The organism is Streptomyces sp. NPDC043952 (assembly GCF_056435325.1).
Genome location: NZ_JBWKES010000016.1, coordinates 114296 through 139371, shown reverse-complemented (window position 1 = coordinate 139371; position 25076 = coordinate 114296). Strand labels below are relative to the sequence as shown.

The window sequence follows — 25076 nt, the reverse complement described above, 5'->3', positions numbered from 1 at the left end:
CCTTCGGCGTTGCCGTGCCGGAGGCCTACGCCTCGAACACCTCACGCACCAGCTGCTCCTGCTCGGCCTGGTGGCGCTTGGCGGAGCCCACCGCCGGGGACGAGGAGTGCGGGCGCGAGATGCGCCGCAGCCGCTCGCCGGCCGGGATGTCCGCGCCGACCGCCAGGTCGAGGTGGTCGATCAGGTTGAGCGCGATGAACGGCCAGGCACCCTGGTTCGCCGGCTCCTCCTGGACCCACAGGTACTTCTCGGCGTTCGGGTACTTGTTGACCTCCGCCTGGAGCTCGGCACCCGGCAGCGGGTACAGGCGCTCGATGCGGATGATCGCCGTGTCCGTGGCGCCGCGCTTCTTCCGCTCGGCCTCCAGGTCGTAGTAGACCTTGCCCGCGCAGAAGACGACCTTGCGGACCGCGGCCGCGTCGGCCGTGGCGTCGCCGATGACCGGCTGGAAGCCGCCGGTGGTGAACTCCTCCGCCTTGGAGGCGGCGGCCTTCAGGCGCAGCATCGACTTCGGGGTGAAGACGACCAGCGGCTTGTGGGCCGGGTTGTGCACCTGCCAGCGCAGGAGGTGGAAGTAGTTCGACGGCGAGGTGGGCATGGCCACCGTCATGTTGTTCTGGGCGCACAGCTGGAGGAACCGCTCCGGGCGCGCGGACGAGTGGTCCGGGCCCTGGCCCTCGTAGCCGTGCGGCAGCAGCAGGACGACGCCGGAGGTCTGGCCCCACTTCTGCTCGGCCGAGGAGACGAACTCGTCGACGACCGTCTGGGCGCCGTTGACGAAGTCGCCGAACTGGGCCTCCCACATCACCAGCGCGTCGGGGCGCGCCAGCGAGTAGCCGTACTCGAAGCCCATGGCCGCGTACTCGGACAGCAGCGAGTTGTAGACGTTCAGCCGCGCCTGGTCCTCGGCGAGGTACTGGAGCGGGGTGTACTCCTCGCCGGTCTCCCGGTCGATCAGCACCGCGTGCCGCTGGCCGAAGGTGCCGCGCTGGGAGTCCTGGCCCGCGAGGCGGACCGGGGTGCCGTCGAGCAGCAGGGAGCCGATGGCCAGGGTCTCGCCCATGCCCCAGTCGATGGTGCCGTCCTCGACCATCGCCGCACGGCGCTGGAGCTGCGGCAGCAGCCGCGGGTGCACGGTGATGTGCTCGGGGATGTTGACCTGGGACTCGGCGATCCGCTTGACGACCTCGGCGGAGATCGCGGTCGGGACCGTGGCCGGGAAGCCGTCCTGGGCCTCCTGGGCGGCACCGGCGGCCGGCTGCGCGGTGGCCTCGCGGACCTCGGTGAAGACCTTCTCCAGCTGGCCCTGGTAGTCCTGGAGGGCCTGCTCGGCCTCTTCCAGGGTGATGTCGCCGCGACCGATCAGGGACTCGGTGTAGAGCTTGCGCACCGAGCGCTTCTTGTCGATCAGGTCGTACATCAGCGGCTGGGTGAAGGCCGGGTTGTCCGACTCGTTGTGACCGCGGCGGCGGTAGCAGATGAGGTCGATCACCACGTCCTTGTTGAACGCCTGGCGGAACTCGAACGCGAGGCGCGCGACACGGACGACGGCCTCGGGGTCGTCGCCGTTCACGTGGAAGATCGGGGCCTCGATCATGCGGGCCACGTCCGTCGCGTACATGGAGGAACGCGAGGACTCGGGGGCCGCGGTGAAGCCGACCTGGTTGTTGATGACGATGTGCACGGTGCCGCCGGTGCGGTAGCCGCGCAGCTGCGACATGTTCAGGGTCTCGGCCACCACGCCCTGGCCCGCGAAGGCCGCGTCGCCGTGGATCGCCACCGGCAGGACGGTGAAGTCCGTGCCGCCCTTGTTGATGATGTCCTGCTTGGCGCGGGCGACGCCCTCCAGGACCGGGTCGACCGCCTCCAGGTGGGAGGGGTTGGCGACCAGCGAGACCTTGATCTGCTCGCCGTCCAGGCCGGTGAAGGTGCCGTCGGCGCCCAGGTGGTACTTCACGTCGCCGGAGCCGTGCATCGACTTCGGGTCGAGGTTGCCCTCGAACTCGCGGAAGATCTGCGCGTACGACTTGCCGACGATGTTGGCGAGCACGTTCAGGCGGCCGCGGTGGGCCATGCCGATGACGACCTCGTCCAGGCGGGACTCGGCGGCGGAGTCGATGACCGCGTCCAGCAGCGGGATGACGGACTCGCCGCCCTCCAGGGAGAAGCGCTTCTGGCCGACGTACTTGGTCTGGAGGAAGGTCTCGAACGCTTCGGCCGCGTTCAGGCGGCGCAGGATGCGCAGCTGCTCCTCGCGCTCCGGCTTGGCGTGGCCGCGCTCGACGCGGTCCTGGATCCACTTGCGCTGCTTGGGGTCCTGGATGTGCATGAACTCGATGCCGGTGGTGCGGCAGTACGAGTCGCGGAGCACCCCGAGGATGTCGCGCAGCTTCATCATCGACTTGCCGGCGAAACCACCGACGGCGAACTCGCGCTCCAGGTCCCACAGGGTGAGACCGTGCTCGACGATGTCCAGGTCGGGGTGCTTGCGCTGGCGGTACTCCAGCGGGTCGGTGTCGGCCATGACGTGGCCGCGGACCCGGTAGGAGTGGATCAGCTCGAAGACGCGCGCGGCCTTGGTGACGTCGTCGTCGTGGGACGCGTCGATGTCCTTGAGCCAGCGGACCGGCTCGTAGGGGATGCGCAGCGCCTCGAAGATGTCGTCGTAGAAGTTGTTCTCGCCGAGCAGCAGGTTGGCGACCTGGCGCAGGAACTCGCCGGAGGCGGCGCCCTGGATGACCCGGTGGTCGTAGGTCGACGTGAGGGTCATGACCTTGGAGATACCGAGCTTGTTCAGGGTGTCCTGGCTGGTGCCCTGGAACTCGGCCGGGTAGTCCATGGAGCCGACGCCCATGATCACGGACTGGCCGGGCATCAGCCGCGGCACGGAGTGCACGGTGCCCAGGCCGCCGGGGTTGGTCAGGGAGACCGTGACCCCGGTGAAGTCGTCCATGGTCAGCTTGCCCTCGCGGGCGCGCCGGACGATGTCCTCGTAGGCCTGCCAGAACTCGAAGAAGTTCAGCGTCTCGGCCTTCTTGATCGCCGCGACGACGAGCTGGCGGTCGCCGTTGGGCTTGACCAGGTCGATGGCGAGACCGAGGTTGACGTGCTCCGGCTTGACCAGGGTCGGCTTGCCGTCCTTGACGACGAACGAGTGGTTCATCGCCGGCATGGCCTTGATGGCCTGCACCATCGCGTACCCGATGAGGTGCGTGAAGGAGATCTTCCCGCCGCGGGCGCGCTTGAGGTGGTTGTTGATGACGATGCGGTTGTCGAACAGCAGCTTCACCGGGACGGCGCGGACCGAGGTGGCGGTCGGCACCTCCAGCGAGGCGTCCATGTTCTTGGCGACCGCGGCGGCCGGACCGCGCAGGGTGATCTGCTCGGGGCCCGCGGGGGCCTCGGCGGCGGGAGCGGCCTTCGGCTTCGGCTGAGCGGGCGCCTGTGCGGGTTGCGCCGGCTTGGCCGGGGAGGGGGCCGTCTTCGCCGCGGGAGCCGCGGGAGCGGGCGCCGGGGCGGCGGCGGGCTTCGGGGCCGCCGGGGCCGCGGGCGCCGGAGCGGCCTCGGGTGCCGGGGTGGGGGTCGCTGCGACCCCCGCGGCCGCAGTACCCGCCGGCGCGGGCGTGGCAGGCGCGCCCGGCTTGTAATCGGCGAAGAAGTCCCACCAGGCACGGTCTACCGAATTCGGGTCCTGGAGGTACTGCTGATAGATCTCGTCGACGAGCCACTCGTTCGCGCCGAACGCGGCCGCGGGGTTCTTCCCGGCGGCTTGGTCGTCGGTGGAGATGCTCGAGTTACTGGGGGACTGTGGCGACACGGCGGCAACCGCCCTCTTCCGCTTCACAAGGTGATGGACAGCGGGAATAAAGGCTACGCCTTGGAGACGGGGAAGGTCAGGTCGGGCCGGTTCATCGTCGCGTAAGTCACACCGAAAATCTTGTTTCAGGGCTTGAAATGGCGGGAAACAAGCGTGGTTCCGGAGAACGAGGGTGCACTGGTCCGGCCCTGCGCCCCCGGCTTCTGCGGGCGGCGCGGGCCTGTGGCGACGCACACGTGTCCAGCTGCGCGAAGACGGCGCGGACGACCGTGGATCTTGTGCCTCCGCCCGCACTTTACGTCAACTTGAAGGGGAGCTCTCTCCCGGAAGAGTGACGATGATCCGGCAGCCCCGCTCGGATTCGGCCACACCGATCCGGCCGCCGTGCAGATCCACCGCCCAGCGGGCGATGGCGAGCCCGAGGCCCGTGCCGCCGTCGCTGCCGGGGCCGTGCGGCCGGGTCACGACGCCCCGGTTGAACCGCTCGAAGACGCGGTGCCACTCCGAGCGCGGGATGCCGGGGCCCTCGTCCAGGACCTCCAGCTCCAGCGAGTGCGGCTGGGGACCGCGCCGCGCCTTCACCGTCACCCGGCCGTGCGGCGGGCTGTGCTTGACCGCGTTGTCGATCAGGTTGGCGACGACCTGGTGGATGCGCTCGGGGTCCGCGTGCGCGGTCAGCTCCGGCGGGGAGACGTCCAGGTGCAGATGGACGTCGGTCCGGGTGTGGCTGCCGGAGCCGGTGGCCATGCCGGCGCGCGCCGAGGCGACCATGTTGGCCTCCTTCAGTACGCCCGACAGGTACGGCCACACCTCGAAGCGGCGCATCTTCAGCGGTACGACGCCGTTGTCCAGCCGGGACAGGTCCAGCAGCGTCTCCACCAGGCGGCCGAGCCGCTCGGTCTGCTTCAGGGCCGTCCGCATGGTCTCCGGATCGGCCTCGGTCACCCCGTCGACGATGTTCTCCAGCACGGCGCGCAGCCCCGCGATCGGGGTGCGCAGCTCATGGGAGACGTTCGCGACCAGCTCCTTGCGCTGGCGGTCCTGGGCCTCCAGCTCGTCGGCCATGACGTTGATCGTCTGCGCCAGGTCGCCCAGTTCGTCCCGCCGGGCCTCGCGCACCCGGCGGGTGTAGTCGCCCTGCGAGATGGCGCGGGCGACCGTGTTCATCTCGTCCAGTGGCATGGTGAGCGAGTGCGCCACGAACTGGGTGATCAGCAGGGTGGCGATCATCGAGAACACCGTGATGAAGCGCAGCTCCGTCTTGGTGTGCACCGCGACGATCGACAGCCCGGTGGTGATCAGCACCGCGATGATCACCAGCGCGGTCAGCTTGGTCTTGATGGAGAACGGGCGTACGCCGCCCCAGGGGTCCTCGGTGCGGGCCCCGGTGCTTCTCCGTGCGGCCTGGCGCCCGCTCGCGCTCACGGGGTCGGCGTCTCCAGCGCGTAGCCCACACCGTGCACGGTGCGGATGCGCTCGGCGCCGATCTTGCGGCGCAGCGCCTTGATGTGGCTGTCCACGGTGCGGGTGCCGGAGGCGTCCGCCCAGTCCCACACCTCGGCCAGCAGCTGCTCGCGGGAGAGCACCGCGCGCGGGGTGTTGGCCAGGCAGACCAGCAGGTCGAACTCGGTCGGCGTCAGGTGGACGTCCTCGGACTTCACCCGCACCCGGCGCTGCGCGTGGTCGATCTCCAGCTCGCCGAGGCGCAGGATGCCGGAGCGGGGCGTGGAGGCGGCGATGGCCGCCCGCTCCACCCGGCGCAGCAGCACATGCACCCGCGCGGCCAGTTCGCGCATGGAGAACGGCTTGGTCATGTAGTCGTCGGCGCCGACGCCGAGGCCGACCAGCATGTCCGTCTCGTCGTCCCGCGCGGTGAGCATCAGCACCGGCACCGGGCGCTGGGCCTGTACGCGCCGGCAGACCTCCAGGCCGTCGAAGCCGGGCAGCATGATGTCGAGGATCAGCAGGTCGGGCTGCCATGCCTCGGCGGTGTCCACGGCAGCCGGCCCGTCGGCCGCGGTCTGCACGAGGAAACCCTCGGCGCGGAGCCTGGCCGCGATGGCGTCGACGATCGTCTGGTCGTCCTCCACGACCAGTACCCGGCGCTGGGCGCCCGGAGTGGTGGTGGTCGCCGCCGCGCCGCTCTGGGAGGTGTGTGTCTGCTCCATCGCCCGCCCCTGCTTGTTGCTTTCCGGAACCCGTGGGGTGATCCCATGTCTGCGATCGACGCGAAAGATCCGCGTCAGGGCAGCACCCTACGGGGATCGGCCGTGCCGTCGCTATCCAGGGCGGACGCCGAGGTGCACGGCGTCCGGAACTCCGCGGGCAACGGGCACCTCTTCGGTACGCACCCGTCGGAACCCGGCATTCCGCAAGGTTCCTTCAAATTCCGGAGACGGTTTCGCCGACCAGACGGCGAGCACCCCGCCGGGTCTCAACGCCCTTGCGCAGGCGGCGAGTCCGGCCAGTGAGTACAGGCCCGCGTTGTCCTCGGTGACCGTCCAGCCGGGGCCGTTGTCGATGTCGAGGCACAGGGCGTCGAACGTGTCCGATGTCTCATTGACGTACTGGACGAGGTCGCCTTGGACGATCTCGGTGCGCGGGTCGGCGAGCGCCGCGGCGGTCAGCGCGGACAGGGGGCCGGTGCGGTGCCAGTCGATGACGGCGGGCTCCCGCTCCACGACCGTGATCCGCCCCCAGCGGGGGTCCTCGGACGCGTGTGCGAGTGAGAATCCGACGCCCAGCCCGCCGATCAGCACGGCCGGTGCCGGGCGGCCGTCCAGGGCGTCGCGCGCCGCGTCGATCAGCAGCCGCTCCGAGCGGCCGTCCGAAGTGTCCATGAGGAAGCAGCCGTTGGCGATGATCTGGAGCAGCGCGCCGTGCCTGCGCAGCACCACCTCGCCGTACGGCCCCTCGCGCCGGTCCAGCACCACGGGGGAGTCGTCTGGGGCAACCATGGGTCCATCCTGCTTGAACAGGGCTTTGCTTTCACGGCAATTACGGATGCCGGCCGGGGGCGCGGGGATCGGACGCGGGGGCGGGCGGGTGAGGCCGGGCGCGGACGCGGGCGCCCCTGGAACGCGTCCGGAACGTATGAGGTTGCCGTGAAATCGCTCTCCTGCGGCTGCGGTGATGGACAGCGGCTTCCCGCAGCACGGAGGGTGGGGCGGGACGGAAGGAGCGCCACCGTGGAACGGATCGCGCCGAAGACCGTGGGCGCCGACCTGCTGGACGGAGTGCCCCGCCAGCGGTCCGTGCTGCCCGCGCCCCCGCCCGCCCGCCGCCTCGCGGTGCCGCGCGGGCGCCCCTGGCTGCCGCTGCCGACGCCCGCCGGGACGCCGTTCACCCTCGGCTACGCGGCCCTGCTGCTCGGCACCTCCCTGATCGCGACCCTGGCGCCCCCTTCCCTGGTGTACGCCCTCTACCAGGGCTCCAGCACGGACGTGGCCCACCTGGTGCGCTCTCCGGCGGTGGTGCTGCTGACCAGCGCGCTGTGGATCGCGGGCGGGCTGCTGTCGCCGTACGCGGTCGCGTTCGTCCTGGTGCTCACCGCGCTGGAGCGCCGGATAGGGGGTGCGCGCACCGCCTGTGTCTTCCTCGCCGGTCATGTCCTCGCCACCCTGGCGACGGAGGTCCCGGTGGGCCTCGCGGTGCTGGCCGGGCATCTCCCGGCGACCTCCCTGCACCGCCTGGACTACGGCATCAGCTTCGGGGTGGCCGCGAGCACGGGCGCCCTGGCCGGGCTGCTGCGCCCCTGGCTGCGCTGGCCCCTGCTCGCCGGCACCGCGGCACTCCTGCTGAACGACCTGATGGCCTACGCGGACCCCATGACGAACTGGGGCCACCTGATCGCGCTGGCGATCGGCGTCTCCACCTGGCCGCTGCTGCGCCGGTGGGCCGCCGAAAGCCCCTCCCACCTGCACGGACGAGCTGATCGCTGACAGCGAACGCCGGACCGGGAACATTCCCCGCGCAGCAAACATTGAGTCGGCATAGCTCAAGTTGACTGCCGAAGGGGAGATCATGGCTGCTGAGTCACCGGCGTTCACGCTCGTCCTGCCCGTGCTTCCGCTCGACGACGAGGTCGTGCTGCCCGGCATGGTGGTCCCGCTGGACCTGAGCGACGCCGAGGTCCGCGCCGCGGTGGAGGCCGCACAGGCCGCCGCGCGCTCCGAACCCGGCAAGCCCAGGGTGCTGCTGGTACCGCGGGTCGACGGCACGTACGCCAGGACCGGTGTGCTGGGCACGGTCGAGCAGGTGGGCCGGCTGGCCGACGGCGACCCCGGCGCGCTGATCCGCGGCCGCAGCCGCGTCCGCATCGGCGCGGGTACCACCGGGCCCGGCGCCGCCCTGTGGGTCGAGGGCGCCGAGGTGGACGAGACCGTGCCCGAGCCGCTGCCCGGCCAGGTCGCCGAACTCGTCAAGGAATACAAGGCGCTGGCCACCAGCTGGCTGCGCAAGCGCGGCGCCTGGCAGGTCGTGGACCGCGTCCAGGCCATCGACGGCGTCGCCGCGCTCGCCGACAACTCCGGCTACTCGCCCTTCCTGACCACCGAGCAGAAGGTCGAACTCCTGGAGACCGCCGACCCGGTGGCCCGCCTCAGGCTCGCCACCCAGCAGCTGCGCGACCACCTCGCCGAGCAGGACGTGGCCGAGTCCATCGCCAAGGACGTCCAGGAGGGCGTCGACAAGCAGCAGCGCGAGTTCCTGCTGCGCCGTCAGCTGGAGGCCGTCCGCAAGGAGCTGCGCGAGCTGAACGGCGACACGGAGGGCGAGGAGTCCGACGACTACCGCTCCCGCGTGGAGGCCGCCGACCTGCCCGAGAAGGTCCGCGAGGCCGCGCTCAAGGAGGTCGACAAGCTGGAGCGGTCCTCCGACCAGTCCCCCGAGGGCAGTTGGATCCGCACCTGGCTGGACACCGTCCTGGAGATGCCGTGGCACGAGCGGACGGACGACGCCTACGACATCCGGGGCGCCAGGGCGGTCCTGGACGCGGAACACGCGGGCCTGGAGGACGTCAAGGAGCGCATCACCGAGTACCTGGCCGTGCGCAAGCGGCGCGTCGAGCGCGGCCTCGGCGTGATCGGCGGGCGGCGCGGGGGCGCGGTGCTCGCGCTCGTCGGCCCGCCCGGCGTCGGCAAGACCAGCCTGGGCGAGTCCGTCGCGCACGCCATGGGCCGCAAGTTCGTCCGCGTCGCGCTCGGCGGCGTCCGCGACGAGGCCGAGATCCGCGGCCACCGCCGTACGTACGTCGGCGCGCTGCCCGGCCGGATCGTGCGCGCCATCAAGGAGGCCGGGTCCATGAACCCGGTCGTGCTCCTGGACGAGATCGACAAGGTGGGCTCGGACTTCCGGGGCGACCCGGCCGCCGCCCTCCTGGAGGTGCTCGACCCGGCGCAGAACCACACCTTCCGCGACCACTACCTGGAGGTCGAACTCGACCTGTCCGACGTGGTCTTCCTGGCCACCGCCAACGTCCTGGAGGCGATCCCGGAGGCGCTCGCCGACCGGATGGAGATCGTCCGCCTGGACGGCTACACCGAGGACGAGAAGGTCGTCATCGCGCGGGACCACCTGCTCCCGCGCCAGCTGGAGCGGGCCGGGCTCGACGCGGACGAGGTCACACTGGCGGAGAGCGCGCTGCGCAAGCTCGCGGGCGAGTACACGCGCGAGGCGGGCGTGCGCAATCTGGAGCGCTCGATCGCCCGGCTGCTGCGCAAGGTCGCGGCCCAGCACGAACTGGGCGAGCGGGAACTGCCGTGCACCGTCGCGGACGGCGATCTGCGCGATTTGATCGGACGGCCGCACCACGTGCCCGAGTCGGCGCAGGACCCGGCCGAGCGCCGTACCGCCGTGCCCGGTGTGGCGACCGGGCTCGCGGTCACCGGCGCGGGCGGCGACGTCCTCTTCGTGGAGGCGTCCCTCGCCGACCCGGAGACCGGCGCCGCGGGGCTGACCCTCACCGGGCAGCTGGGCGACGTGATGAAGGAGTCGGCGCGGATCGCGCTGAGCTTCCTGCGCAGCCACGGTGCCGAACTGGAGCTGCCGGTGACCGACTTGAAGGACCGGGGGGTGCACATCCACTTCCCGGCGGGCGCGGTCCCCAAGGACGGCCCGAGCGCGGGCATCACGCTGACCACCGCGCTGGCCTCGTTGCTCTCCGGCCGCCAGGTGCGCCCGGAGGTGGCGATGACCGGCGAGGTCTCGCTGACCGGCCGGGTGCTGCCCATCGGCGGCGTGAAGCAGAAGCTGCTCGCCGCGCAGCGCGCCGGGGTGACCACCGTGATCATCCCCAAGCGCAACGAGCCCGACCTGGACGACGTCCCGGCCGAGGTGCTGGACAAGCTCGACGTCCACACCGTGACCGATGTGCGCCAGGTCCTGGAGCTGGCGCTGGCGCCCGCGGCCGAGGCGGCGGCGCCGGAGGTTCCCCTGGCGGCGTGACGGACGCCGGGGGAGAGGCAGGGCCCGGGTCCCGTGAGGGAGGCTCGGGCCCTCGCCGTGCGCACGCCCGGCCCGCCGGGCCGGGCGTGGCGGGGCACCGACCGCCGGCATCCGGCGGCGCGTGCCGGGCCGTCAGCCGTTGGCGAGCGCCTGGACGCGGTCGAGCGCGCCGTTGAAGTAGTCGTGGTCGCCGACGGTCGCGCCGGAGGAGGTGTACTGCCACATGGTGTAGTACGACCAGCCGGCCGGGAGCGTCCCCACGGTGGAGGCGTAGCGCGCGATCCACAGCGGGTTGCTGCCCGCGAAGCCGGCGTAGTTGCCGGTGCACTCGGTCCACCAGCTGGTGGCGGTGTAGATCACGGCGTCCCGGCCGGTGAGGGACTTGTAGGTGTTGAGGAAGTCCGCGATCCAGCTGACCATCTGGCCGGCCGTCTTGCCGTAGCAGTCGGCGCCGTACGGGTTCCACTCGATGTCGAGCACGCCCGGCAGGGTCTTGCCGTCCTTGGACCAGCCGCCGCCGTGCGCCACGAAGTAGCTCGCCTGGGTGGCGCCGCTGGTGGTGTCCGGGGTCGCGAAGTGGTACGAGCCGCGGATCATGCCCACGTTGTACGAGCCGTTGTACTGCTGGGTGAAGGAGGGGTTCGTGTAGTACGTGCCCTCCGTCGCCTTCGTGTACGCCCAGCGGACACCGCTGCCGTAGAGGGTCGACCAGGCCACGTTGCCCTGGTAGTTGGAGACGTCCACGCCCTCGGTCTGGGTGGCGTCACCGCTGGTGGGTGTGCCGTGCGTGCCGTCGTGGGCGGCGACGGTCTCGCCCATGTAGGCGGTGCCGCGGGTGGGCGTGGCGGCGGCCTGTGCGGAGCCGAGGGGCAGGGCGCAGGCGGCCGCCGCGAGCAGGGCCGTGACCAGGACGGCGAGCGGGCGGGGGCGGAGCGGGCGGGGTCTGGGCGCGGGCATGACGTGCCTCCGGGGAGGGTGGGGAGGGTGGGGTGCGTGTGGGGGGAACATGGCAGTGACGCGGAAGTGGCGCACTGTCGTGGGCATGTCATTCAATGCCTCTGACGAAAAAAGCTACGCACGTAGACAGCGGCGTGGGAAGGGGGTCCGGCCGCCGCCGTTGGTCTACGCCTGCGAAATACTTACGGAGCTGCGGCTATGGCGGCGTTTGGCAGAAACTTTCAGGACCGCGAAACCGATCAGGGGTGTGACGTGCACGAGGACGCAAACGGCGCAGAAGCACGCGTCGCCGAGCAGGTGACGCCCAGTGGTGCAGACCAGGAATTCCTGGCGCTCGAACGCGAGTTGACCGTACTGCTGCGACGCGCCCGCGCCAACCAGGGGGAGATGGCGCGGGAGGTCCACCCCGACCTGGAGTCCTCCGCCTACGGGCTGCTGATCCGGCTGAACGAGCACGGCGGCCGGCGCGCCACCGAACTCGCCGGCTACTTCGGCGTCGGCAAGGCCACCATGTCCCGCCAGCTCCGCGCCCTGGAGGAGCTGGGCCTGATCACCCGCGAGCCCGACCCCGCCGACGGCCGCGCCTGGCTCGTCACCCTCACCGAGGAGGGCCGCCGCCGGGTCGACACGGTCCGCGAGGCCCGCCGCGCCCGGTACGTCAGCCAGCTCGCCCACTGGGACCGCCGCGAGGTGGCCGAGCTGGCCCGGCTGCTGCACCAGCTGAACGGGGTCATGGAGAAGTAGCCGCGGCCGAGGGGGTCACAGCTCGACGTACACCACCGTCGCGTCGTCGTGGGTCTTGCCGCGTCCCAGGAACGCCCGCTCCTCCCGGTCCGCCGCCTCCAGCCGCCGTACCCGGTCGACCAGCGAGCGGGCGCCCTCGCGGGCGAGGAGGCCGAACAGATCCGCCCAGTCGCCCTGGCGGAACGTCTCCGTCCAGCGGGTCGCGCCGTCCGTGAGGGCGGCCAGCGCGGCGACCTCGGACCGGGGCACGGTGCCGGTCACGGCGCGGGCGGCGACGGCCGGATCCGCGGCGGCCGTGAAGAAGCCGCCCTCCTTGTTGCGCAGGCGCGTGTCCACCAGCGCTTCGGTGGCCAGCGCCGAGCGGGGCAGCCGGGCGAGCCGGTCGTCCAGGACCGGGGTGACCTTGCCCGAGGGGGAGCGCAGCAGCAGCGCCGAGTCCGAGAGCACCAGGTACTCGACCGTCTCGGCGGACCACCGCACCATGACCACGGTTGCCTGCGGCGTGCGCGGGTGAGAAAGGTCACAGGTGTCCGCATGTGTCTGCGCGGTGCGCTCGATCGCCCGCGAAAGGATGCAGGCCGGCGTCAGATCTCGGCTGGAAAGGGTCAGTTCGGTCAGCGCGCCGCCGAGCCGGGCGGTGAACCAGGGGACGGAATGCAGACAGCCGCTCTCCCCGGCCGGCGGTGTCACCCCGTCCAGCAAGATCGCGCAACCGCCCTGTCCGGAGGCGGCCAGTCCGACATCGGCGAAGTCCTCGTTGGGTCGGTTCGCGTCGCCGGGTTCCGAAACGAGATCAGTTCGCATCCGGCCAGTCTGCACGACCCCTTCACCACGTCCCCCAAAGGCTGGCAATCGCCGTCGGATTGACATGCTCGCGCAGGCCAGCCGCCTGGTTTGGGCGTAAATGGTCTACTCCGAAAAAGCGCGGTGGCGAATATTGCCAAACCCTGTCGCGTGCGTCCAACCGGCCCGCCGCAGGGCAGCCCCGCACACGCCAGAGGAACTTGCCCGCCAACTCCCCTCCGATGTTCACTCCTTCGGGTGGCGGGTCAGGTGATGCGCGGCCACTGCCCACCGGCGCTGGGAGGGTCGGGAACCGTACGAACCGGGTGCACGCACCACTTGGCACCGAGCTGACGGGGCGCCACCCGGACCCTTGGGTAGACGAGTTCAGGAATGCGAGCACCGGTGCAGATGAAGCGGCCTCGGCGCACAGGCAGGCAGACGGCCCCCGAGAAGGCCGCCCCCGAGACCCCCGTGGGCACCGGCCGGCCCACGCACGTGCGCACCCGGCTGATCGTCGCCGTCGCGGTCGTGGCCGCCGCGGTGGCCGGCGCCGGAGCGCCCTCGCTGCTCACCGCGTCCTCGGACGTGAGCGACTCCCAGGACCTGGTGACGCTGGCCGCCCGCACCCAGGACGCCCTCGCCCTTGAGGGCTCCCTGGCCGACGAGCGCGACGAGGTCACCGCCTACATCGCGGCCGGCCGCCCCGAGTCCAAGGCGCCCTCCGAGGACCGCAGCACCCGCGTCGACCGCCAGGTGCAGGACCTGCGCGCCGACAGCGGCACCCCGGCCGCTCTGCGCGGCGACCTCGACCACATCGCGGCCGTCCGGCGCGCCGCCCTCACCGGCAAGAGCACCGCCCTGGAGGCCCACCAGGCGTACACGGCGACGATCACCGAACTGCACCGGCTCGCCGAGCAGCTCGCCGACCGGATGCCCCCGCGGGCCGGCTCCGGCGCCCACGCGCTCGCCGAACTGGACACCGCCGTCCAGCAGTCCGCCGCCGCCCGCGGCCTGCTGCTCGCCGCCCTCAACGTCCCGGCGACCACCCAGACGGTGTACAACCCGGTCACCGGCCTGTCCACCACCACCTCCGTGCCCACCGCGGCCGGCCGCAAGCAGCGCGACGCGCTCGTCGCCGCCGCCCAGCAGGCCCGGCTGCGCTCCGACGCGGCCCTCGCCGACTTCCGCGACACCGCGCCCAAGGCGGCCGTCGACGCGTACGACTCCACGGTCACCGGCGGCGAGGTGAACTCGGCCGAGAAGTACCTGGACACCTTCACCGCCCAGCCCACCTTCCCCGAGGGCGCGTCGGTCCCCAGTGCCGCCAAGCTGGACGCGGCCCTGTCCGGGCGCATCGACCTGATGCGCGGCGCGGAGTCGGCCCTGTACGAGCACCGCACCCAGGACCTGGAGAAGCTGCGCGACGACGACGTCACCGCGCTGGAGATCCGCGTCGCCGTCCTCGGCGTGCTGCTGCTGGTCGCGGTCGGCGTCGCCACCGCCATGGCCCGCACCCTCACCCGGCCGCTGTCGGTGCTGCGCCGCGGCACCGCCCGGCTCGCCGAGCCCGGCGACGTCTGCGCCCGCGAACCCATCGCCTTCACCGGCCGCAACGACGAGTTCGCCCAGGTCGTCCGCTCGGTCAACGCCCTGCACGCACACGCCGTCGCCCTCCAGGAGCGGGTCACCACCCTGGAGTCCGACCGCAAGCACCTGGTCGGACAGCGGCAGAAGATGGCCGACGCCCGCGAGGAGCTGCGCGCCGAACTCGCCGGGGCGACGGCCGAGCTGGGCCGGGTACGCGCCAGCATCGGCGGCACCTTCGTCAACCTGGCGCTGCGCACCCTCGGACTGGTCGAGCGGCAGCTCGCCGTCATCGAGGGGCTGGAGGACCGCGAGCAGGACCCGGAGCGCCTCGCCACCCTCTTCAAGCTGGACCACTTCGCCACGGTGATGCGCCGGCACAGCGAGAACCTGCTGGTCCTCGCCGGCACCGAGCATGTGCAGCAGCACCACGGGCCGGTACCGCTGGTCGACGTGGTGCGCGCCGCGGTCAGCGAGATCGAGCGGTACGAGCGGGTGCGCATCGCCTCGCTGCCGCCGCACGCGCACCTCGCGGGCTTCGCCGCGGACGACCTCTCGCACCTGCTGGCGGAACTGATGGAGAACGCCACCACGTTCTCCCCGCCGGACGTGCCGGTCGAGGTCTCCGGCTGGCTCCTGGAGTCCGGCGAGGTCATGCTCTCCGTGCACGACGAGGGCATCGGCATGGCGGAGGACCGCCTCACCCGCCTCAACGCGCGCCTCGCCGACTTCGACCCCGAGGCGGCGTACGACCAGGAGAGCGACGACGGCCTCGGTCTCGGCCTGTACGTCGTGGCCCGCCTCGCCCACCGGCACGGGGTGCGGGTGCAGCTGCGCGAGCAGAAGCAGGGCGGGGTCGCCGCGGTCGTGGTGCTTCCGGCCACGCTGCTGTCCGAGGCCCCCGCCACCGCCGTACCCCCGCAGCCGGCCACCTCCACCACCGGCACCTTCACCCTGCCGGGCGCCGCCGCCGAGGCCAACTCCAACCTCCTGCCGGCCCGCCCGAAGGACGGCGCCGAGCAGCAGGACCCGCTGGTGGCGCTGGCCGAGAAGGCGGTCAGGGACGCCGGGGTGCAGCCGGTCCAGGACCAGGACCGGGACCAGATGCCGGAGCCGGAGCGGGCGCCCGAGCGGGAGGCGGCCCCGGACCCGTCCGAGGACGCGGAGCCGGAGGCCGGCGACGCGGGGCCGGACGCCGCCGAGGAGACGACGCACGAGCAGGCGGGGCCCGGTCCGCAGGAGGCGGAGGCGCGCCCCAAGGCCCCGGTGGAGACCTTCGCCGAGACGACGATGGAGCTGCTGCTCCCGGTCGCGGACGCGGTACCGGACGAGGCACCGGACCAGACGGCGGACGCGCCCGCGGCTCCCACTGTCACCGAGCCCGCGGCTCCCGCCGCCGAAGCCGCGGCTCCCGCCGGTGCCGACCACGCCGGTCACACCGGCCACACCGGCCACACCGGCCACAATGACCACACCAGCCACGCGCGGCCCGCGGACGGGGGCGCCGCCGAGGACGACGAGGCCGAGGAGCGGGTGACCAGCAAGGGGCTGCCCAAGCGCACGCCCAGGATCACCGCACCCGCACCCCCGCCCCGCCAGCGCAGTACCAGCGTCGATGCCGAGGCCCTGCGCCGCAGGCTCGGTGGCTTCCGCCAAGGAGCACAGGCCGGCTACCGCGACGTAGAGGCAGAGATCGCAGACCATTCCGAAGAAGCCACGGGGGGCCCTGTCGAGGAGGCAAGCAGTTGACCGCTCCCAGTACCTTCGGGCTGAGCACTGAGGCCCGCAATCTGCACTGGCTGCTGACCAACCTGGTCGAGGAGGTCCCCGGCATCCAGTCCGTCGCCGTGGTCTCCTCGGACGGTCTGCTGCTGCTGTCGTCCGATCCGGGCCACACGGAGCAGTCCCGCCAGGCCCGTCCCGGCAAGGGCCCCCGCGGTTCGTCCGCCGACCTCGCCACCATCGTCTCCGGCATCGGCAGCCTCACCGTCGGCGCCGCCAAGCTGATGGCGTTCGGCGGGGTCAAGCACACCATGGTCGCCATGGAGGAGGGCAGCCTGTTCGTGATGTCCATCAGCGACGGCTCACTGCTCGGCGTGCACGGCTCCGCAGAATGCGACATGAGCGTGGTCGCCTACCACATGGCGCTGTTCGTCGGCCGCGCCGGCCACGTCCTCACCCCGGAACTCCGCAGCGAGCTGCGCAAGTCCCTGGAGTCGGCCGGGAGCGCCCGATGAGCGCAGCGCCCAAGAAGCTCCCGGTGCGCGGCGGTGAGCGCAAACCCGCCCGCGTGCGCCCCTACTCGCTCACCGGCGGCCGCACCCGCTTCGGGCATGTCCTCCTCGTGGAGACGTTCGTGGCCAGCACCGCGGCCATCGAGGCGCCCGAGGAGCGCAGGGAACTGACGAAGGGATCGCTCGCCGGTGTCATGCCGGAGATGCGGGCCATCGTCGAACTGTGCCGCCGTATGCGCACGGTGGCCGAGATCGCCGCGCTGCTGAAGATGCCGCTCGGCGTGGTCCGCGTCCTCCTGAGCGACCTCGCGGACCAGGGAAAGATCCGTGTGTACGGCACCGGAACCGGTCACGGCACCGGCCGCCCGGACCGCGCTCTGCTGGAAAGGGTGCTGAGTGGACTTCGCCGTCTCTGACGCCACCGCCTCCATGGGAGGCGCCGCCCCCCTCGTGGCCGGGTTCGCCGAGCCCGACGAGGACCTGAAGGCCTGGCAGACGGACCGGACGCGGGCCCCCGTCGCGACGAAGATCGTGGTGGCGGGCGGCTTCGGCGTCGGCAAGACCACGCTGGTCACGGCCGTCTCGGAGATCACGCCCCTGCAGACCGAGGCGCTGATGACCCAGGCGAGCGAGGGCACCGACGACCTGTCCGACACCCCGGACAAGGTCACCACCACCGTGGCCATGGACTTCGGCCGCATCACGCTCGACGACGACCTGGTGCTCTACCTGTTCGGCACGCCGGGCCAGCAGCGGTTCTGGTTCATGTGGGACGACCTGGTGCGCGGCGCGATCGGCGCCGTGGTGCTGGCCGACACCCGCCGCCTCAAGGACTGCTTCCCCGCCCTGGACTACTTCGAGAGCTGCGGACTGCCGTACGTCGTCGCGGTCAACCACTTCGACGGCAGCGAGCGGTTCGACGCCGAGGACGTACGGGAGGCGCTGACGATACCCGCGCACATCCCTGTCATGATCATGGATGCGCGCCGGCGGATTTCGGCCATCGAGACCCTCCTGGCCCTGGTCGGCCACGCGCTGGACGAAACCCCCGAGTAGTCCTGTAAGGAGCCACCACCCGCATGCGGAAGATACTCGTCGTCGGAGCCGGCCAGTCCGGCCTCCAGATCGCCCTCGGCCTTCAGTCGCACGGCTACGAGGTCACCCTGATGTCGAACCGGACCGCGGACGAGATCCGGTCCGGCCGTGTGATGTCGACGCAGTGCATGTTCCACACCGCGCTCCAGCACGAGCGCGACCTCCAGCTGAACTTCTGGGAGTCCCAGGCCCCGAAGATCCAGGGCCTCGGCGTCTCGGTCGCGGCCCCCGGCTCGCACGACCCCGGCCCCACCCAGCGCGCCATCGACTGGGTGGGCAGGCTCGACGGCTACGCCCAGTCCGTCGACCAGCGCGTGAAGATGGCCGGCTGGATGGAGACCTTCGCCCAGCGCGGCGGCCAGCTGGTCATCCACGGCGCGGCGGTCGGCGACCTCGACTACTTCTCGCGCACCTACGACCTGGTGCTGGTCGCGGCCGGCAAGGGCGAGCTGGTGTCCATGTTCGCCCGTGACGCCGCGCGCTCCCCGTACAGCGAGCCGCAGCGCGCGCTCGCGGTGGCGTACGTCCACGGGCTCGGCCCGCGCCCCGAGCACCCGGAGTTCGACGCGGTGCGCTGCAACCTGGTGCCGGGCGTCGGCGAGCTGTTCGTCATGCCGACGTACACCGTCTCCGGGCGCGCCGACATCCTGTTCTGGGAGGGCATACCGGGCGGCCCGCTCGACGTCTTCAACGGCGTCAAGGACCCGGCCGAGCACCTCTCCCTGACCCTGGAACTCATGGAGAGGTTCACGCCCTGGGAGTACGCGCGGGCGACGAAGGTCGAACTCACGGACGCCGGTGGCACGTTGGCCGGGCGGTACGCGCCGACCGTGCGCAACCCGATCGGCCGGCTGCCCTCGGGCGGCCTGGTGCTGGGCGTCGCGGACGTGGTCGTCGCCAACGACCCGATCACCGGGCAGGGTTCCAACTCGGCGTCCAAGTGCGCGGCTTCGTACCTCGCCTCGATCCTGGAGCGCGGGGAGCAGCCGTTCGACGAGGAGTGGATGCGGGGCACGTTCGAGCGGTACTGGCAGACGGCGCGGCACGTCACCAAGTGGACGAACGCGATGCTGGCGCCGCCGCCGGAGCACGTCCTGAACCTCATCGGCGCGGCGGGGCAGCTTCAGCCGGTGGCCGACCGGTTCGCCAACGGGTTCAATAACCCGGCCGACTTCGAGGAGTTCTTCTTCGAGCCGGAGAAGGCGGAGGCGTACCTCGGGTCGGTGGCCGGAGCCTAGTCGCCGTGGGGGCGCGGCTGCGTGTTGCGGCTGCCGGTTCGTGGTGGCTGGTCGCGCCCGCGCGGCGGAGCCGCGTGCCCGGATACCGCCCCGCGCCCCCAAGGGCCGCTAATCCGGGCGCACGGCTCCGAGGACCGGGTTCGACGCCACCGGGGAGATCTTGATCCGGGTGCCCGGTCTCGGGGCCTGGACGACCTTGCCGTCGCCCGCGTAGATCGCCACGTGGGTGGCCTCCGGGAAGTAGATCACCAGGTCGCCGGGGCGCAGTTGGCGCAGGGGGATGTGGCGCAGGCGCCGCCACTGTTCCTGGCTGGTGCGTGGGATCGGGGTGCCCGCGTGGCGCCACGCCTGGGAGGTCAGGCCGGAGCAGTCGTACGACGAGGGGCCCTGCGCGCCCCAGACGTAGGGCTTGCCGACCTGCTTCAGGGCGAAGCGGAGGGCGCGTTCGCCGGCGCGGGAGGGCGAGCGGTCGTCGGAGAGGGAGCCGGCGAGGGCCCGCTGGGCCGCGGTGACGCCCTGCTGTTCGAGGCGGTCGACGGCGGCCAGCTGATCGGGGTCGAGGGTGGCCAGAAGGCGCTCCACGTCGGCGAGTTTCGCCTGGACGGCGTCGCGCTGCTTCTTCTGCTGCCCGGCGAGGGCCCGTTGGGTGTCGAGGGCCTTGCGGGCGGTGCGGGCGACGGCGTCCGAGTGCCGCTCGGCGCCGGTCAACCGGTCGACCGCGTGGGCGCGTTGGCGGGCCAGTTCGCCGAGCACATGGCTCTCGTCCAGCATGCGCTGCGGGTCCGGGGCGAGCAGCAGGCTGACGTAGGGGCCGAGCCCGCCGGAGGCGCCCTGGTACTGCTGGCGGGCCAGCCGCCCGGCGTCGGCGCGGCCGGCCTCCAGGGCGCGCCGGGCGCGCTGGAGCTCCTTGTCGAGGCGGGCCACCTCGGACTTCTGCCGGCCCAGCCGGTCGGCGGTGGCGTCGTAGGTCTCGGTGGCCTGCTCGGTCTGCCGGTACAGCGTCTGGAGGTCCGTCAGCAGCTGCGAGACGGAGCGCTGCGGCGAGTCGGGCGCGGCGGTGGCGGGCACGGGCGCGAGGACGGCCTGGGCCGCCACCGTGGTCGTACAGGCCAGGCGCACAAGCTTTCCTGACACGTCATCACCTCGGGTGCGGAAGGGGTGGGCGCATTGCCGTGCCCTATCCGACCGCGATAATCAGACGTATCCCCGCTTGGCGCGCGCCGCGTGTGCGCGGTTCGGCGCAACCGTGTCACCCGCGCGTGTCACCCGGCTTGTCGTCCGCCCCGGCGTGCGGTTCGGTGCCCGGTTTCGCGTGCGGCCTGGACCAGGGCCAGCGCGGGCGGCCGCCGGAGGTGTCGTCGGGGTCGTACACGTACTTCCACCCCTGGACCAGGCCCAGCCGCTTGCTGTGGCCGCGGGGCGCGCGCCGGTAGACGTACACCGTGGGCGGGCCGCCGTCCGGGGCGGGGACGGGGATGCGGTACGTCTTCGGGGGGTGTCCGGTCGGCCCGAGCAGGACGGGCAGCACGCGTCCGTCCATGGGGCCGTCCGCGAACGGGATGTCCTGGGTCTTCACGGTCTCAGTCTCGGCCATCCCCCGCGAGGGTGCCCACGAGGGCGGCGGTCTGCTCGTCGCGGGCCGCGGTGACCGAGAGGGCGGCGACGAACTGGTCCACCAGCCAGTCGCGCAGTTCCTCGGTGGGCGGCTGCTTGTCCTCGTCCAGCCAGATCAGCGAGGCCGCCTCGACGGCCGTGATCCACATGCGGATGGTCATGCGCAGCCTGGGGCCGGGGTCGGTGGCGCCGAGGTGGCTGAGAATGTGCTCGGCGGCGGCCCGCCGCACCCCGTCGACGATGGCCGTGGTGCGCGAGGTCTCCGCCACGCTGCCGCCGCGCAGCAGGGCGGCGAAGCCGGTGTCGTGCTCGTCCACGAAGGCCAGGTAGCGGGTGAGGGCGCGGGTCAGCCGGGCCAGCGGGGAGCCGGTGCGGGGCTCGTCGAAGCACTGCCGCAGCTCGTCCGCGGCCGACCCCAGCGCGGCCTCGTACAGCTGCTGCTTGCCGCCGGGGAAGTACCGGTACACCAGCGGCCGCGACACCCCGGCCGCCTCCGCCACGTCGTCCAGCGACACGTCCTCGGGCGCCCGGTGCGCGAACAGCGACAGCGCGGCGTCGAGCAGCTGCCGTCGCCGCTCCTCGACGCTGAGCCGGCGGTAGGCGGGGGTGGTGGCGGTCTGGGGGGTCATGCCACGCAGCGTAACCCCCGCGCCCGGTGGAGCGCGGGGTGCCGGCCGGCCTACCGCGCTCGACAGCGGGGGCGGTCCGCGGATACACACGGGGGAGATCGGACGAGAGGGAGTGCGGGATGACGGTGCGCGTGCTGAGGGCCGGGGAGCGGGCGGCGGTGGCGTGGAAGAACGGGGGCGGGCTGACCCGTGAGATCGCCGCGGCGCCCGCCGGGGCGGGGATGGCGGACTTCGCGTGGCGGGTCAGCCTCGCCGAGGTGGCCCAGGGCGGCCCGTTCTCCCGCTTCGAGGGGGTGGACCGGGTGATCACCCTGGTCGACGGCCCCGGCATGGTGCTGACCGTCGACGGGACCCCGCACACCGTGGCCGAGCCGTACGTCCCCTTCGCCTTCCCCGGCGACGCGGACACCGGCTGCCGGCTGCTCGGCGGGCCGCTCGTCGACTTCAACGTGATGACCCGGCGCGGGCGGGCCGGCGCGCGGGTGGAGATCGTACGGGGGCGGGTGGCGCTGCCCGCGCCGTCCGCCGGGGCCGTGCTGCTCGCCGTCGTCCTGGAGGGCTCCGCCGTCCTCGACGGGGAGGGCACGGCCCTCGGGCGGTTCGACGCGGCACTGTTCGACGGGGCCCACGAGGAGGCTTTGGATGTCACCGGTGTCGCCGCGCTCGTCACCCTCACCGGGGCGGGCGGGGAGTCGTAGGGCGTGCGCGTTGTTACCAAGTGCGGACAGAACCGGGTGAACTCCACCTGAGCGATGGTCATCTGATGGGGCGTAGGGAGCAGCAGACGACCAAGGGGGAGTCCGATCATGACCGCTCGCAGTGTTCGCCGTACCGCTCGCACCACCGGCCTGGTGGCCGTCGCCGCGGCCGCGGTGCTCTCACTGACCGCCGCTTCCGCTTACGCCGTCACCTCCCATGGCGCGCACCGCACCACCGTGGCGGCCGCGGCGGCGAAGAAGCCGTCCCCGGAGCGCACCCAGAAGCTGCCGGACGGCAGCACGGCCAGGATCTACCGGCTCGGTGAGCAGCGCTACCGCGCCGAGATCGTCAACGGCGGCTCGGTCCTCGCCACCCTGGAGACGAACGGGCACGACGCCGGGCTCGACGCCAACGACATGTTCATCGTGCTCACGCTGGGCGGCGAGGTGCACGCCTGGATGGGCGGCGGCCACCAGGGTCCGGGCACCTTCAAGCTCGCGGGCGGCTGGACCGCCAAGGTCACCAAGGTCGGCGAGCTGCGCTACCGCGCGCAGATCATCGGCCACGACGGTGTGGCCGCCACCATCGAGACGAAGGACCGGCACGACGTCGGCCTCGACGCCAACGGCGTGTACATCGTGCTCAGCAACGGCGGGGTGATCAGCGCCCACGCGTAGGGGGGACCGGCAGGCCGAAGTCCCCGACCGGCGGACCGAGTTCCGCCGGCGGGGACTTCGCGCGCCCGGCTACGCCAGCAGTCCGGACGACCGCCACAGCCGCCGTCCGGCGCCCCGCAGCACGCCGATGTCGTCCAGGAAGTCGGTCAGCCGCTTCGCACCGGTCTGCATGACCTCGCGGCGGTGGCCGCTGGCCTTGACCTGCGCCATCGCCTCGCGCTTGTCGAGCCCGACGTTGGTGTACACCTCGGGGTTGACGAAGGCGATGGAGAAGACGCGGGCGAACTCCCCGGAGGTGAGCCGGGTGAACTCCTGGGACCAGCGCGGCGCGGTCACCATCTGGCGCCGCAACTCCTCACGGGCGTACCGCACATGGCGTGCCTCCTCCACCACATGGATCCGCGTCACGCCCCGGACCAGCGGCTGCACCCGCTCGTCCGGGAAGGTCAGGCGCTGCATCCAGTCCAGGACCTCCTCGCCCAGCAGGGTCGCCGTGAAGGAACCCGGAGTGGTGGAGATGGTCTTGAAGAGGCGGCCCAGGTTCAGGTGGGTCCTGCTGACCGGGTACCAGGGCGTGTCGCCGCGCTCGATCAGGCGGGCGAACATCTTCGAGTGGCGGCACTCGTCCTCGATCTCGGTGAGGGCGTAGCGCACGTGCGCGCTCGTGGCGGCCTTGTCGTAGATGTGCCGCACCAGCAGCTGCATCAGGATCAGTTCGAACCAGATGCCGAGCGAGGCCAGCGCCGCCGCCTCGTGCTGGGAGAGCAGGATCCGCTGCTCCTCGCTCATCCGCTGCCACATCGGCGTGCCGTACAGCGAGACCAGCTCGGGCGGCCAGAACCACTTGCCCTCCTCGAAGGGCGCGTCCCAGTCCAGCTCCTTGTCGGGGTCGAAGGAGTGTTTGGCGGAGGAGACCAGCAGCCGTTCGGCCACCTGCTCCCGGTCCTTGAGCAGGCCGAGCGCGTCGCGCAGGCCGTCCAGCGCGTCCGCATCCGTCAGGGTCGTCATGGCTCCCTCACCTCGTTACCCGGTGGTATGTCGTCCGTAACTTATGAGACTGCCTGTCAGCAAGGCCGTCAATCCCCTGCGCACGACTTGTTGACTACGCGTCTACGTGTGGGCCCGCGGGATATGTCCGCCCATGACCTGTACGCACTGCGTCGGCTCGGTGCGCGCCCGTTCACTCCGGTGCAGTAGCGTGCTGGCGTGTCCATGCCTCCGCCGCAGCAGCCGCCGTACCCGAACCAGCCCGGTTCCCCGTACGGCCAGCAGTCCCCGTACGGCCAGCAGTCCCCGTACGGCCAGCAGTCCCCGTACGGGCAGCAGTCCCCCTACGGGCAGCCCCAGCCGCAGAACCCCGGCCCGTACGGCGGCCCGCCGTACCAGGGCTGGGGCGGTATGCCGCCCGTCGTGCCGCCGCCCCCGAAGAAGAGCCGGCTCGGTCTGATCCTCGGGATCGTCGGCGGTGCCGTCGTGCTGATCGTGGGCGGTGTGGTCGCCCTCGGCGCGATCGGCTACAAGGCGGCCACCACCTTCCCCGACGCCAAGAACAGGCTCACGCTGCCGCGGACGCTGCTGGACGGGAAGTACGAGTTCTCCAAGGACCTCTCCGCGGAGGACGGCCAGGAGATCGAGAGCGAGGCGAACTCCTCCTGGAGCGCCAAGGACGTGCACGCCGTGGTGGGCACGTACGCCCTGGGCGGCGACCCGGCCAGGGGCAACCTGGTGGTGTCGGGCATGTACGGCCGGCTCAAGGAGACGGACCAGATCCGCCGGAACATGATGAAGGGCGTCACCCAGACCGCCGGCTCCACGCTCGCCGTGCCCGCCAAGGACTTCGACCTGGGCATCACCATCAGCTGCGAGGTGGTGGTCCAGGACCACGCCGGCACGAAGATCACCATGCCCTCCTGCGCCTGGGCCGACGGCAACACGGCGGCCACGATCGCCATCGTGGACATGACCGACATGGCGCAGGACCCCTCCCAGGTCGACCTGGCGGCGCTCGCCAGGCAGACGCTCCAGGTCCGCTCCGAGGCGGTCAAGCCGATCGGCTGACCGCCGCCTCGGGACCGGGCGCGAACGGTGCCCGCAGGGTGAAGGCGTACGGCGTCGGGCCGTGCGCCCTCAGGTGCAGCAGCCGGTCCTCCGCCTCGGCGACCGCCGGGCGGTGGCCGGCCGGCACCCACCACAGCGCGGTCACCGCCTCGTCCAGCCGCTCGAAGAACTCCCTGCGCCGGGCCAGCAACTCCCGGTGCAGCCCGCGGTACATGAAGGCGGTGAGCGCCTCCGGGTCCCGCCACACCGACAGGTTGACGATCATCCACGCGTCCCCGAGCACCGGGACGTCGGTCGCGTTGCCGGAGTCGCTCTGGAGCCGCCACACGAAGCCGTCGGCGGCGTCGGCGACCGCGTTCACCGGGTCGAGCCCGTCCACGAAGTCCTTCAACTCGGCGGAGTCCAGAGGGTGTTTGAGGCGGGCGATGTTGACCTGGGCCAGTTCGTACGCGGGTGCGATATCCGTCATGGGCGCCACCCTAAGGAGATCCGGGCCGCTC

Annotated in this window: 22 protein-coding genes; 11 read left to right on the top strand and 11 right to left on the bottom strand. The window is 72.0% G+C overall.

Annotated elements, in window-relative coordinates:
* Positions 1–25: 25 nt before the first annotated feature.
* The 4 genes from AC069R_RS20065 to AC069R_RS20050 form a co-directional block, all read right to left on the bottom strand.
* Positions 26–3817, bottom strand: a complete 3792-nt coding sequence (locus tag AC069R_RS20065) for a multifunctional oxoglutarate decarboxylase/oxoglutarate dehydrogenase thiamine pyrophosphate-binding subunit/dihydrolipoyllysine-residue succinyltransferase subunit (RefSeq protein ID WP_478768167.1) — start codon at positions 3815–3817, stop codon at positions 26–28.
* 300 nt (positions 3818–4117) lie between these two features.
* Positions 4118–5242, bottom strand: coding sequence for a HAMP domain-containing sensor histidine kinase (locus tag AC069R_RS20060; protein WP_478768166.1), 1125 nt, complete (start codon positions 5240–5242; stop codon positions 4118–4120).
* Entirely contained in the window at positions 5239–5985 is a 747-nt protein-coding gene (locus AC069R_RS20055) for a response regulator transcription factor (RefSeq protein ID WP_397984070.1), read from the bottom strand. The genes AC069R_RS20060 and AC069R_RS20055 overlap by 4 nt, the downstream gene beginning before the upstream one ends.
* 111 nt (positions 5986–6096) lie before the next feature.
* Complete coding sequence (locus AC069R_RS20050) at positions 6097–6774, bottom strand: spermine/spermidine synthase domain-containing protein (RefSeq protein WP_478768165.1); 678 nt, start codon at positions 6772–6774, stop codon at positions 6097–6099.
* Between the two features lie 231 nt (positions 6775–7005).
* On the opposite strand from AC069R_RS20050, the gene AC069R_RS20045 reads away from it, so the two are divergent.
* Complete coding sequence (locus AC069R_RS20045) at positions 7006–7758, top strand: rhomboid-like protein (RefSeq protein WP_478768164.1); 753 nt, start codon at positions 7006–7008, stop codon at positions 7756–7758.
* Between the two features lie 82 nt (positions 7759–7840).
* Positions 7841–10261, top strand: coding sequence for an endopeptidase La (gene lon / locus AC069R_RS20040; RefSeq protein ID WP_478768163.1), 2421 nt, complete (start codon positions 7841–7843; stop codon positions 10259–10261).
* 132 nt (positions 10262–10393) lie between these two features.
* On the opposite strand, the gene AC069R_RS20035 is transcribed toward lon, so the two are convergent.
* The gene (locus AC069R_RS20035) at positions 10394–11218 is read right to left on the bottom strand and encodes a lysozyme (RefSeq protein WP_478768162.1); all 825 of its coding nucleotides are present in this window, start codon (positions 11216–11218) and stop codon (positions 10394–10396) included.
* A gap of 252 nt (positions 11219–11470) precedes the next feature.
* On the opposite strand from AC069R_RS20035, the gene AC069R_RS20030 reads away from it, so the two are divergent.
* Positions 11471–11962: a MarR family winged helix-turn-helix transcriptional regulator gene (locus AC069R_RS20030; RefSeq protein ID WP_397984065.1), complete on the top strand. Its 492-nt coding sequence runs from the start codon at positions 11471–11473 to the stop codon at positions 11960–11962.
* A gap of 15 nt (positions 11963–11977) precedes the next feature.
* Here the strand turns inward: AC069R_RS20030 and AC069R_RS20025 are convergent, their stop codons facing one another.
* Positions 11978–12766, bottom strand: a complete 789-nt coding sequence (locus AC069R_RS20025) for a protein phosphatase 2C domain-containing protein (protein WP_478768161.1) — start codon at positions 12764–12766, stop codon at positions 11978–11980.
* A 372-nt stretch (positions 12767–13138) separates the two neighbouring features.
* On the opposite strand from AC069R_RS20025, the gene AC069R_RS20020 reads away from it, so the two are divergent.
* From AC069R_RS20020 to AC069R_RS20000, 5 genes are read left to right on the top strand one after another with little or no spacing between them, the layout of a single operon-like run.
* Positions 13139–16081, top strand: coding sequence for a sensor histidine kinase (locus tag AC069R_RS20020; RefSeq protein WP_478768160.1), 2943 nt, complete (start codon positions 13139–13141; stop codon positions 16079–16081).
* Positions 16078–16569, top strand: coding sequence for a roadblock/LC7 domain-containing protein (locus AC069R_RS20015; protein WP_397984062.1), 492 nt, complete (start codon positions 16078–16080; stop codon positions 16567–16569). The genes AC069R_RS20020 and AC069R_RS20015 overlap by 4 nt, the downstream gene beginning before the upstream one ends.
* Positions 16566–16982 carry a DUF742 domain-containing protein gene (locus AC069R_RS20010; protein ID WP_397984061.1) on the top strand — a complete coding sequence of 139 codons (417 nt, stop codon included), beginning with the start codon at positions 16566–16568 and terminating at the stop codon, positions 16980–16982. The genes AC069R_RS20015 and AC069R_RS20010 overlap by 4 nt, the downstream gene beginning before the upstream one ends.
* Positions 16963–17622 (top strand): GTP-binding protein, encoded by a 660-nt coding sequence (locus AC069R_RS20005; RefSeq protein WP_397984060.1) that lies wholly within the window; start codon positions 16963–16965, stop codon positions 17620–17622. Before AC069R_RS20010 ends, AC069R_RS20005 begins: the two co-directional genes overlap by 20 nt.
* 23 nt (positions 17623–17645) lie before the next feature.
* Positions 17646–18899 carry a styrene monooxygenase/indole monooxygenase family protein gene (locus AC069R_RS20000; RefSeq protein WP_478768159.1) on the top strand — a complete coding sequence of 418 codons (1254 nt, stop codon included), beginning with the start codon at positions 17646–17648 and terminating at the stop codon, positions 18897–18899.
* A gap of 108 nt (positions 18900–19007) precedes the next feature.
* Here AC069R_RS20000 and AC069R_RS19995 read toward each other — a convergent pair whose 3' ends face one another.
* From AC069R_RS19995 to AC069R_RS19985, 3 genes are all read right to left on the bottom strand, one after another.
* Positions 19008–20033 (bottom strand): C40 family peptidase, encoded by a 1026-nt coding sequence (locus AC069R_RS19995; protein WP_478768158.1) that lies wholly within the window; start codon positions 20031–20033, stop codon positions 19008–19010.
* A gap of 115 nt (positions 20034–20148) precedes the next feature.
* Positions 20149–20493 carry a hypothetical protein gene (locus AC069R_RS19990; protein ID WP_478768157.1) on the bottom strand — a complete coding sequence of 115 codons (345 nt, stop codon included), beginning with the start codon at positions 20491–20493 and terminating at the stop codon, positions 20149–20151.
* Positions 20480–21142 (bottom strand): TetR/AcrR family transcriptional regulator, encoded by a 663-nt coding sequence (locus AC069R_RS19985; protein WP_397984056.1) that lies wholly within the window; start codon positions 21140–21142, stop codon positions 20480–20482. The genes AC069R_RS19990 and AC069R_RS19985 overlap by 14 nt, the downstream gene beginning before the upstream one ends.
* 119 nt (positions 21143–21261) lie before the next feature.
* On the opposite strand from AC069R_RS19985, the gene AC069R_RS19980 reads away from it, so the two are divergent.
* Positions 21262–21840, top strand: coding sequence for a HutD/Ves family protein (locus AC069R_RS19980; RefSeq protein WP_478768156.1), 579 nt, complete (start codon positions 21262–21264; stop codon positions 21838–21840).
* 108 nt (positions 21841–21948) lie between these two features.
* The gene (locus AC069R_RS19975) at positions 21949–22518 is read left to right on the top strand and encodes a hypothetical protein (protein WP_478768155.1); all 570 of its coding nucleotides are present in this window, start codon (positions 21949–21951) and stop codon (positions 22516–22518) included.
* 69 nt (positions 22519–22587) lie between these two features.
* On the opposite strand, the gene AC069R_RS19970 is transcribed toward AC069R_RS19975, so the two are convergent.
* A complete protein-coding gene (locus tag AC069R_RS19970; protein ID WP_397984053.1) occupies positions 22588–23526 on the bottom strand; it encodes a diiron oxygenase in 939 nt (312 codons plus the stop codon).
* A 204-nt stretch (positions 23527–23730) separates the two neighbouring features.
* Here AC069R_RS19970 and AC069R_RS19965 point away from each other — a divergent pair, with 204 nt between their 5' ends.
* Positions 23731–24576 carry a hypothetical protein gene (locus AC069R_RS19965; protein ID WP_478768203.1) on the top strand — a complete coding sequence of 282 codons (846 nt, stop codon included), beginning with the start codon at positions 23731–23733 and terminating at the stop codon, positions 24574–24576.
* On the opposite strand, the gene AC069R_RS19960 is transcribed toward AC069R_RS19965, so the two are convergent.
* Positions 24560–25045 carry a DUF3291 domain-containing protein gene (locus tag AC069R_RS19960; RefSeq protein WP_478768154.1) on the bottom strand — a complete coding sequence of 162 codons (486 nt, stop codon included), beginning with the start codon at positions 25043–25045 and terminating at the stop codon, positions 24560–24562. The two genes, AC069R_RS19965 and AC069R_RS19960, sit on opposite strands and share 17 nt — an antisense overlap.
* Positions 25046–25076: the final 31 nt, after the last annotated feature.

What these genes read in the sequence shown, in the direction of transcription:
- AC069R_RS20035 (WP_478768162.1), bottom strand. Translation starts at nt 11,218, where the DNA reads ATGCCCGCGCCCAGACCCCGCCCGCTCCGCCCCCGCCCGCTCGCCGTC.
- AC069R_RS20055 (WP_397984070.1), bottom strand. Translation starts at nt 5,985, where the DNA reads ATGGAGCAGACACACACCTCCCAGAGCGGCGCGGCGGCGACCACCACC.
- AC069R_RS19970 (WP_397984053.1), bottom strand. Translation starts at nt 23,526, where the DNA reads ATGACGACCCTGACGGATGCGGACGCGCTGGACGGCCTGCGCGACGCG.
- AC069R_RS20000 (WP_478768159.1), top strand. Translation starts at nt 17,646, where the DNA reads ATGCGGAAGATACTCGTCGTCGGAGCCGGCCAGTCCGGCCTCCAGATC.
- lon (WP_478768163.1), top strand. Translation starts at nt 7,841, where the DNA reads ATGGCTGCTGAGTCACCGGCGTTCACGCTCGTCCTGCCCGTGCTTCCG.
- AC069R_RS19960 (WP_478768154.1), bottom strand. Translation starts at nt 25,045, where the DNA reads ATGACGGATATCGCACCCGCGTACGAACTGGCCCAGGTCAACATCGCC.
- AC069R_RS20025 (WP_478768161.1), bottom strand. Translation starts at nt 12,766, where the DNA reads ATGCGAACTGATCTCGTTTCGGAACCCGGCGACGCGAACCGACCCAAC.
- AC069R_RS19975 (WP_478768155.1), top strand. Translation starts at nt 21,949, where the DNA reads ATGACCGCTCGCAGTGTTCGCCGTACCGCTCGCACCACCGGCCTGGTG.
- AC069R_RS19990 (WP_478768157.1), bottom strand. Translation starts at nt 20,493, where the DNA reads ATGGCCGAGACTGAGACCGTGAAGACCCAGGACATCCCGTTCGCGGAC.
- AC069R_RS19965 (WP_478768203.1), top strand. Translation starts at nt 23,731, where the DNA reads ATGCCTCCGCCGCAGCAGCCGCCGTACCCGAACCAGCCCGGTTCCCCG.
- AC069R_RS20050 (WP_478768165.1), bottom strand. Translation starts at nt 6,774, where the DNA reads ATGGTTGCCCCAGACGACTCCCCCGTGGTGCTGGACCGGCGCGAGGGG.
- AC069R_RS20010 (WP_397984061.1), top strand. Translation starts at nt 16,566, where the DNA reads ATGAGCGCAGCGCCCAAGAAGCTCCCGGTGCGCGGCGGTGAGCGCAAA.
- AC069R_RS20020 (WP_478768160.1), top strand. Translation starts at nt 13,139, where the DNA reads ATGCGAGCACCGGTGCAGATGAAGCGGCCTCGGCGCACAGGCAGGCAG.
- AC069R_RS19985 (WP_397984056.1), bottom strand. Translation starts at nt 21,142, where the DNA reads ATGACCCCCCAGACCGCCACCACCCCCGCCTACCGCCGGCTCAGCGTC.
- AC069R_RS19980 (WP_478768156.1), top strand. Translation starts at nt 21,262, where the DNA reads ATGACGGTGCGCGTGCTGAGGGCCGGGGAGCGGGCGGCGGTGGCGTGG.